We start from the raw sequence: 9423 nt of genomic DNA, 5'->3' as shown, positions 1-9423 counted from the left end.
TCGGACCGCCTTCCAGCGGACCCTCCGGGCTTCGTTCTTTCGTGTTTCCAGCTTATCAGATGTTTTCCGCTCCGTTTTCCGGAGTTTCATTCATCCGATTTGCTTTCGCCTTTCGGCGCTCCCGAACTCTATCAGAGTCTTTCGGTCCGTTTTCCCCGGTCGTTCTCGAATTCGAATCCGAATTCGAGCCCGTTTCCGAGGGGCCGTCCCGTGGGGCAACCCGGAGAACATTACGCACCGGGTCGCCCCACGTCAAACCGGCCTCAGCCGGTCTTGAGCGAGCCTCAGACCTCGACGACGACCGGCAGGATCATCGGCCGGCGGCGGTAGTTGTCCGCGACCCACTTGCCGATGGTCCGGCGGACCAGCTGCTGCACCTGACGGGGCTCCAGCACGCCGTCGCTCGCCGAGCGGTCCAGGCCCTCCTGGAGCTTGGCGACGACCGGGCCGAAGGCGTTGTCGTCGATGCCGGAGCCGCGGGCCTGGATGGTCGGGCCGCCGACGATCTTGCCGTTGGTCGAGTCGACCGCGACGAAGACCGAGATGAAGCCCTCCTCGCCGAGGATCTTGCGGTCCTTGAGCGAGGCCTCGGTGATGTCGCCGACCGAGGAGCCGTCCACGTAGACGTACCCGGCCTGCACCTTGCCGACGATCCGGGCGACGCCCTTCTCCAGGTCGACGCAGACGCCGTCCTCCGCGATGACCACGCGGTTGCGCGGCACCCCGGTGGCGATGCCCAGCTCGGCGGCCGCGCGCAGGTGGCGCCACTCGCCGTGGACCGGCATCAGGTTGCGCGGCTTGCAGATGTTGAAGAAGTAGAGCAGCTCGCCGGCCGAGGCGTGGCCGGAGACGTGCACCTTGGCGTTGCCCTTGTGCACGACCTTGGCGCCCCAGCGGGTCAGGCCGTTGATCACCCGGTAGACCGCGTTCTCGTTGCCCGGGATGAGCGAGGAGGCCAGGACGACGGTGTCGCCCTCGACGATGCGGATCTGGTGGTCGCGGTTGGCCATCCGGGACAGCGCCGCCATCGGCTCGCCCTGCGAACCGGTGCAGATCAGCACGACCTCCTTGTCCGGCAGGTCGTCCAGCTGCTTGACGTCCACGACCATGTTGCCGGGGACCTTCAGATAGCCGAGGTCGCGGGCGATGCCCATGTTGCGGACCATCGAGCGGCCGACGAAGGCGACCTTGCGCTTGTACTCGTGCGCGGCGTCCAGCACCTGCTGGATGCGGTGCACGTGGCTCGCGAAGGAGGCCACGATGATGCGCTTGTCGGCGTTCGCGAAGACGTTGCGCAGCGCCGCCGAGATGTCCCGCTCGTGCGGGATGAAGCCGGGGACCTCGGCGTTGGTGGAGTCCACCAGCAGCAGGTCCATGCCCTCCTCCGCCAGCTTGGCGAAGGTCGGCAGGTCGGTCAGGCGGCCGTCCAGCGGGAGCTGGTCCATCTTGAAGTCACCGGTGGCCACGACCATGCCGGCGGGGGTGCGGACCGCGACCGCCAGGGCGTCCGGGATGGAGTGGTTGACGGCGATGAACTCGCAGTCGAAGGGGCCGATGCGCTCGCGCTCGCCCTCCTTGACCTCCAGCACGTACGGCCGGATGCGGTGTTCGGCGAGCTTGGCCTCGATCAGGGCGAGGGTCAGCTTGGAGCCGATCAGCGGGATGTCCGGGTTCTCCCGCAGGAGGAAGGGGACGGCGCCGATGTGGTCCTCGTGCCCGTGGGTGAGGACGATGCCGTCGACCTTGTCGAGACGGTCCCGGATGTAGCTGAAGTCCGGGAGGATCAGGTCCACGCCGGGCTGCTCGTCCTCGGGGAAGAGGACGCCGCAGTCGATGATCAGGATGCGGTCGCCGTACTCGAGGACCGTCATGTTGCGGCCGATCTCGCCGAGGCCGCCGAGCGGAGTGATGCGGAGGGCGCCCTCCTTCAGTGCCGGGGGCGCGCCGAGCTCGGGGTGCGGGTGGCTCAAAAGACTCTCCTCACGACGCGCGCCATATGTCCGGGGTCCTCCCCCTGGAGACATATGGCGCGCGTACTCAGTGTCGTTTTCCTACTGGGTCTGTGCTCTCGCGCCTACGGTCCGGTCCAGCGGCGGACCCGGGGAGGTCCGGCGAGCCGGGGGCGCGCACGTCCGTGTCTGCTAAAGGTGTACCCCGCCGGAGGCGAGATCCTGCTTCAACCGCTCGATCTCCTCGGGCGTCGCTCCGACCAGCGGGAGTCGCAGCGGGCCGGCGGGCAGGCCCTGGAGTTCCAGCGCGGCCTTGGCGAGGATCACGCCCTGGGTGCGGAACATACCGCTGAACACCGGCAGCAGGCGCTGGTGGATGCTCGTGGCCTTGACCACATCGCCCGCCAGGAAGGCCTCGACCATCGCCCGCAGGTCCGCCGCCACCACGTGCCCGACGACGCTGACCACGCCGACGGCTCCGACGGACAGCAGCGGCAGGTTGAGGATGTCGTCGCCGGAGTACCAGGCGAGGTCGGCGCGGGCGATGGCCCAGGCCGCGGCGCCGAGGTCGCCCTTGGCGTCCTTGTTGGCGACGATCCGCGGGTGCTCGCCGAGGCGGACCAGCGTCTCGTGGCTCAGCGCGACCCCGCTGCGGCCCGGGATGTCGTACGCCATGACCGGCAGGCCGGTGGCGTCGGCGACCTCGGTGAAGTGCCGGTACAGGCCCTCCTGCGGGGGCTTGTTGTAGTACGGCGTGACGACCAGCAGGCCGTGCGCCCCGGCCGCCTCGGCCTGGCGGGCCAGCTCCACGCTGTGGTGGGTGTCGTTGGTGCCGACGCCGGCCACCACGTGGGCGCGGTCCCCGACCGCCTCGACCACGGCGCGGACCAGCTGGGCCTTCTCGGCGTCGCTGGTGGTCGGGGACTCACCGGTGGTGCCGTTGACGACGAGGCCGTCGTTGCCGGAGTCCACGAGGTGCGTGGCGAGGCGCTGGGCGCCGTCGAGGTCGAGCGCGCCGTCGGCGGTGAACGGGGTGACCATGGCGGTCAGGACCCGGCCGAACGGCGTCTGGGGGGTGGAGGTCGGAGCCATGCGTCCAAAGCTACTCGTAGGCGGTGGGGCGGTACCCATGCCGGTCCGGTGTTCGGACAGGTGCAGCGCGTCGGTGGCGCGGACGTGGGATTCCGGTGCTGCCCGCTCGGGGGTTCGGGCAGCACCGGAATCCGTGTTCACGAATGTAGGGAGCGGCTAGAAAAGCCGCAATCCAGACATGCCAGACACTCTGCCCGTATGCCTGTCGTCCCAGGTCAGGGGGCGACCCGGCCGTGCTTCTCGAAGGCCGCATGGGTGAGCGGCATGAGCCGGGCCCACTGCTCCTCCATCTGCTCGGCGACCATCTCGATCTCGCGCTGCGGGAAGGACGGCACCGCCGAGTTCTCCCGCCGGGTGCGCAGCGACAGGAAGTGCATCAGCGAACGCGAGTTGCAGGTCGCGTACATCGAGGAGAACAGGCCCACCGGCAGCACCGCGCGGGCCACCTCGCGGGCCACCCCGGCGGCCAGCATCTCCTGGTAGCGGGCGTAGGACTCGACGTACGCGGCCTCCATCGCCGCGGTCGTGGTCCGGTGCTGCTCCGGCGTGCCCTCGTGGAACTCGTACTTGCCGGGGCGGCCCTCCTGGACGAGCTTGCGCTCCTCGCCCGGGACGTAGAAGACCGGCTGGAGCTCGCGGTAGCGGCCGGACTCCTCGTTGTACGACCAGCCGCTGCGGTGCCGGTGGAACTCCCGGAACACGAAGATCGGCGCGCTGATGAAGAAGGTCATCGAGTTGTGCTCGAAGGGCGTGCCGTGCCGGTCGCGCATCAGGAAGTTGATCAGGCCCTTGGACTTCTCCGGGTCCTGCTGGAGGGCCTCCAGGGACTGCTCGCCCGCGGTCGAGACCCGGGCCGCCCAGATGACGTCCGAGTCGGCGGCGGCGCTGCGGACCAGCTCCACCGTCACGTCGCTGCGGAAGCTGGGGGCCGTCGGTTCGTCGCTCACGCGTTACTCCTTGCGGGTTCGGTGCTGTGCAGCTTGATGGCGTGCTGCATGGTCTTGCGGGCGCGCGGGGTGTCGCCGGCGTCGGCGTAGGCCACGGCGAGGCGGAACCAGACCCGCCAGTCGCCCGGCGCGTCCTGTGCCTCGGCCTGACGGCGGGCGAACACCGCGTCGGCCGAGGCCCGGTCGATCCGCCCGCCCTTGCTGCGCTCCAGCTCGTCCACCGGCAGGCCGCCCTCGGCCTCCAGCTCGCGGGCCAGCCGCTCGCTGTCCCGGCCGAAGCGGACGGTCTGGCGCAGGAACCAGACCCCGATCACCGGGATCACGAAGGCGCAGACCCCGATGCCGATGCCGAGCGGCTTGCCGGTGGCGATCAGCTGGACGCCCTCGCCCACGCAGACCAGGGCGACCAGCAGCAGCACGCCGGACAGGACGAAGAAACCGGTACGGGAGGTCATCGGGCCCCTCCGGGGATCGATACGGTCCGGTTCGGCGTGCTCTGGTACGGCACGGTCTGGTTCGACACTGTCACAGGTCCAGGAAGTGTTCGAGGCCGAAGGTCAGCCCCGGCGTCCCGACGACCTTGCGCACGCCCAGCAGGATGCCCGGCATGAAGCTGCTGTGGTGCAGCGAGTCGTGCCGGATGGTGAGCGTCTCGCCGGTGTCGCCGAACATCACCTGCTGGTGCGCGAGCAGGCCGCGCAGCCGCACCGCGTGCACCGGCACCCCGTCCACGTCGGCGCCGCGCGCGCCGGGCAGGCTGTGGGTGGTCGGGTCCTGCTGCGGCGGCCGGCCGGCCTCGGCCCGGGCGGCGGCGATCAGCTGGGCGGTGCGGGTGGCCGTGCCGCTGGGGGCGTCGGCCTTACGGTCGTGGTGCAGCTCGACCACCTCGACCGACTCGAAGTACCGGGCGGCGATCTGGGAGAACTTCATGCCGAGGATGGCGCCGATGGAGAAGTTCGGCGCGATCAGCAGGCCGAGCTCCGGGGCCTCGTCCAGCCAGCCGCGGACGGTGGCGAGCCGCTCGTCCGTCCAACCGGTGGTGCCGGTGACCACGTGGATGCCGTGGTGCAGGCAGAAGTCCAGGTTGCCCATCACCGAGTCGGGATGGGTCAGCTCGACGACCGCCTGGGCGCCGGCCTCGGTCAGCTCCTCCAGGTCCGACCCGCGGCCGAGGGTGGCGACCAGCTCCAGGTCCGGCGCGGCCTCCACGGCCTTGACCGCCTCGGAGCCGATCCGTCCCCTGGCGCCGATCACGGCGACACGCAGCGTCATGGCAAAAGTTCCTCTCACCTGGGATTCAGCGGATCCGGAAAAGCGGATCAGACCAGCAGATCGGCGAGCTTGGCGGCCCGCTTGTCGTTGACCGGGCCGATCAGGGCGAGCGACGGCCGGTACGCGCCCAGCACATCACGGGCCACCGCGTGGACGTCCTCCAGGGTCACCGCTGCGATGCGCTCCAGCATCTCGTTCACCGACAGGTGGTGCCCGTAGCTGAGCTCGGCCTTGCCGATCCGGTTCATCAGCGAGCCGGTGTCCTCCATGCCGAGCACGGTGGAGCCGGAGATCTGGCCGATCGCCCGGCCCAGCTCCTCCTCGGTGATGCCCTCCTCGACCACCTTGGCCAGCTCGGCGCGGCAGATCCGCAGCACCTCCTCGACCCGCTTGGGCTGGCAGCCGGCGTAGATGCCGAACAGGCCGCTGTCCGCGTAGGACGAGGAGTACGAGTAGACCGAGTACGCCAGGCCCCGCTTCTCGCGGACCTCCTGGAACAGCCGGGAGCTCATCCCGCCGCCGAGGGCCGCGTTGAGCACGCCCATCGCCCAGCGGCGCTCGTCGTGCCGGGGCACCCCGGGCACGCCCAGCACCAGGTGGGCCTGCTCGGTGGAGCGGTTGAGCACCTCGACCCGGCCGGCCGTGCGCAGCGCCTTGACGCCGCGGCGGGCCTCGGCCGGCGCCGCGGTGGACGCCGCCAGCAGCGGCGCGAAGGCCTGCTCGACCTGCTTGACCACCTTGCGGTGGTCGAGGTTGCCGGCCGCGGCGACGACCAGCTGCTCGGGCCGGTAGCGGCGGCGGTAGAAGCCGGCGATCTGGTCCCGGGTGAGCGTCCTGATGGTCTCCTGGGTGCCGAGGATCGGGCGGCCGAGCGGGCCGCTGCCGAAGATCACCTTGGCGAACAGGTCGTGCACCACGTCGCCCGGGTCGTCCTCGGCCATCGCCATCTCCTCGAGGATGACGCCGCGCTCGGACTCCACGTCCTCGGTGCGGATCAGCGAGCCGGTGAGCATGTCGCAGACCACGTCGATGGCCAGCGGCAGGTCGGTGTCCAGGACCCGGGCGTAGTAGCAGGTGTTCTCCTTCGCGGTGAAGGCGTTCATCTCGCCGCCGACCGCGTCCAGGGCCGCCGAGATGTCCAGCGCGCTGCGCCGCTCGGTGCCCTTGAAGAGCAGGTGCTCCAGGTAGTGGGTGGCGCCGTTGAGCTGCGGGGTCTCGTCCCGCGAGCCGACGCCGACCCAGATGCCGAAGGTCGCGGAGCGCACCGTCGGCAGGGTCTCGGTGACGACCCGAAGGCCGCCGGGGAGCACGGTGCGGCGCACCGTGCCGGCGCCGTCGACGCCCTTGAGCAGGGTCCGGGTCGTGCCGGGACGCTGCGTTACCGCCGGGGCCTGCGCCACGGGGGGTACCTCCAGAGGAAACGCACGTGCGGATGGGCACGTACGGACGAACGCGTGGACAACGGGGTGCGGCCCGCACGCCGTGAGGCGTACGGGCCGCGGGGTCAGCTAGCGGCGCTTCACTCGGAAGCGGCCTCGCCGCCCTCCTCGCCCTCGATGACCGGGATCAGGGAGAGCTTGCCGCGCGGGTCGATCTCGGCGATCTCGACCTGGACCTTGGCGCCGACGCCGAGGACGTCCTCGACGTTCTCGACGCGCTTGCCGCCGGCCAGCTTGCGGATCTGCGAGATGTGCAGCAGGCCGTCCTTGCCCGGCATCAGCGACACGAACGCGCCGAACGTCGTGGTCTTGACCACGGTGCCCAGGTAGCGCTCGCCGACCTCCGGCATGGTCGGGTTGGCGATCTGGTTGATCGTGGTGCGGGCGGCCTCGGCGGCCGGGCCGTCGGCGGCACCGATGTAGATGGTGCCGTCGTCCTCGATCGTGATCTCGGCGCCGGTGTCCTCCTGGATCTGGTTGATCATCTTGCCCTTGGGGCCGATGACCTCACCGATCTTGTCCACCGGGATCTTGATGGTGATGATGCGCGGCGCGTTCGGAGACATCTCGTCGGGCGAGTCGATGGCCTCGTTCATCACGTCGAGGATGTGCAGGCGGGCGTCCTTGGCCTGCTTCAGCGCGGCGGCGAGCACCGACGCCGGGATGCCGTTCAGCTTGGTGTCCAGCTGGAGGGCGGTGATGAAGTTGCGGGTACCGGCGACCTTGAAGTCCATGTCGCCGTACGCGTCCTCGGCGCCGAGGATGTCGGTCAGCGTGACGTAGTGGGTCTCGCCGTCGATCTCCTGGGAGATCAGGCCCATCGCGATACCGGCGACGGCGGCCTTCAGCGGCACACCGGCGTTCAGCAGCGACATGGTCGAGGCGCAGACCGAGCCCATCGAGGTGGAGCCGTTGGAGCTCAGCGCCTCGGAGACCTGGCGGATGGCGTACGGGAACTCCTCGCGGGTCGGCAGCACCGGCAGCAGGGCGCGCTCGGCCAGCGCGCCGTGGCCGATCTCGCGGCGCTTGGGCGAGCCCACGCGGCCGGTCTCACCGACGGAGTACGGCGGGAAGTTGTAGTTGTGCATGTAGCGGCGGCGCGTCTCCGGGGAGAGCGTGTCCAGCTGCTGCTCCATGCGCAGCATGTTCAGCGTGGTGACGCCCAGGATCTGGGTCTCGCCGCGCTCGAACAGGGCCGAGCCGTGCACCCGCGGGATGGCCTCGACCTCGGCGGCCAGGGTGCGGATGTCGGTGACGCCGCGGCCGTCGATGCGGACCTTGTCCTTGATGACGCGCTCGCGGACGACCTTCTTGGTCAGCGCGTTGTAGGCGGCGCTGATCTCCTTCTCGCGGCCCTCGAACTCGGGCAGCAGCTTCTCGGCGGCCAGCGCCTTGACGCGGTCCAGCTCGTTGTTGCGCTCCTGCTTGCCGGCGATGGTCAGCGCCTGGGCGAGCTCGTCCTTGACGGCGGCGGACAGCGCGGCGAGGACGTCGTCCTGGTAGTCCAGGAAGACCGGGAACTCGCCGGTCGGCTTGGCGGCCTGGGCGGCCAGCTGCGACTGCGCGGCGCACAGGACCTTGATGAACGGCTTCGCGGCGTCCAGGCCCGAGGCGACGATCTCCTCGGTCGGCGCCTCGGCGCCGCCCTCGACGAGCTTGATGGTCTTGTCGGTGGCCTCGGCCTCGACCATCATGATCGCGACGTCGCCGTCCGGCAGGACGCGACCGGCGACGACCATGTCGAAGACGGCCGACTCCAGCTCGCTGTGGGTCGGGAAGGCGACCCACTGGCCGTTGATCAGCGCGACGCGGACGCCACCGATCGGGCCGGAGAACGGCAGGCCCGCCAGCTGGGTGGAGGCGGAGGCGGCGTTGATCGCGACCACGTCGTACAGGTGGTCGGGGTTGAGCGCCATCACGGTGACGACGACCTGGACCTCGTTGCGCAGGCCCTTGACGAAGGACGGGCGCAGCGGGCGGTCGATCAGGCGGCAGGTGAGGATCGCGTCCTCGGAGGGCCGGCCCTCGCGACGGAAGAACGAGCCGGGGATGCGGCCCGCGGCGTACATCCGCTCCTCGACGTCCACGGTCAGCGGGAAGAAGTCGAAGTGCTCCTTCGGCTGCTTGGACGCGCTGGTGGCCGACAGCACCATGGTGTCGTCGTCCAGGTAGGCCACGGCGGAGCCGGCGGCCTGACGGGCCAGACGGCCGGTCTCGAAGCGGATGGTACGGGTGCCGAAGGAACCGTTGTCGATCACGGCCTCGGCGTAGAACACGTTCTCTTCCACCTGGAAGATCTCCTCTTTCGTACGTCTCCGGGAGAGCGTCCCCGCGTACTGCCTGCGGTGGGCCCCGGGCCCTCCTCGGGGAGGGCGGCAGTCGGGCCGGTCTTCGATCGAAGCCTCCGGAGTGCCCCGCTCGGTCTGCGGGGGTTCCGACGGCCACTACCGAGGACCGGCGCCTCACGGCTGCCGGGCCCGGAAGGGCGGTCCGCGTCTGGACGCTCTCTCGGATGCGGGCGGCTTCCGTTTGAAGCCTTCGTCCCGCGGGGGGGGGTTGGGTCCTTCTGCCCGGGTGGCGCGCTGGTGCGCCATCACCCGGCATGCCCACAACCCTACGGTGCAATCCTCGGCCACCTGGGGAGGTGCGCGCGAGTTGTTATCTGCGGGCGCCGCGGCTCAACGGCCGCGGCATACGCGCGAGGGGCGGCTCCCCGGTGTGGGG

Annotated in this window: 7 protein-coding genes; all 7 read right to left on the bottom strand. The window is 70.2% G+C overall.

Features of this window, described 5'->3' with window-relative positions; genetic code table 11:
- Positions 1-284: 284 nt before the first annotated feature.
- Positions 285-1970: a ribonuclease J gene (locus ACFU7Z_RS28775; protein WP_117487801.1), complete on the bottom strand. Its 1686-nt coding sequence runs from the start codon at positions 1968-1970 to the stop codon at positions 285-287.
- Between the two features lie 171 nt (positions 1971-2141).
- Entirely contained in the window at positions 2142-3041 is a 900-nt protein-coding gene (gene dapA / locus ACFU7Z_RS28770) for a 4-hydroxy-tetrahydrodipicolinate synthase (protein ID WP_049651676.1), read from the bottom strand.
- A gap of 215 nt (positions 3042-3256) precedes the next feature.
- The gene (thyX, locus tag ACFU7Z_RS28765; RefSeq protein WP_049651677.1) at positions 3257-3988 is read right to left on the bottom strand and encodes an FAD-dependent thymidylate synthase; all 732 of its coding nucleotides are present in this window, start codon (positions 3986-3988) and stop codon (positions 3257-3259) included.
- Positions 3985-4443, bottom strand: a complete 459-nt coding sequence (locus ACFU7Z_RS28760) for a tetratricopeptide repeat protein (RefSeq protein WP_049651678.1) — start codon at positions 4441-4443, stop codon at positions 3985-3987. The genes thyX and ACFU7Z_RS28760 overlap by 4 nt, the downstream gene beginning before the upstream one ends.
- Before the next feature lie 70 nt (positions 4444-4513).
- The gene (gene dapB / locus ACFU7Z_RS28755; RefSeq protein ID WP_074006413.1) at positions 4514-5260 is read right to left on the bottom strand and encodes a 4-hydroxy-tetrahydrodipicolinate reductase; all 747 of its coding nucleotides are present in this window, start codon (positions 5258-5260) and stop codon (positions 4514-4516) included.
- A gap of 47 nt (positions 5261-5307) precedes the next feature.
- A complete protein-coding gene (locus tag ACFU7Z_RS28750) occupies positions 5308-6660 on the bottom strand; it encodes a pitrilysin family protein (RefSeq protein ID WP_234348371.1) in 1353 nt (450 codons plus the stop codon).
- A gap of 119 nt (positions 6661-6779) precedes the next feature.
- A complete protein-coding gene (locus ACFU7Z_RS28745) occupies positions 6780-8987 on the bottom strand; it encodes a polyribonucleotide nucleotidyltransferase (RefSeq protein ID WP_049651681.1) in 2208 nt (735 codons plus the stop codon).
- Positions 8988-9423: the final 436 nt, after the last annotated feature.

Origin of the sequence: Kitasatospora sp. NPDC057518 (genome assembly GCF_042802075.1) — a bacterium.
Taxonomy (GTDB): Bacteria; Actinomycetota; Actinomycetes; order Streptomycetales; family Streptomycetaceae; genus Kitasatospora.
The sequence above is the reverse complement of the archived record's forward strand: the minus strand, read 5'-3'. Positions and strand labels throughout refer to the sequence as shown.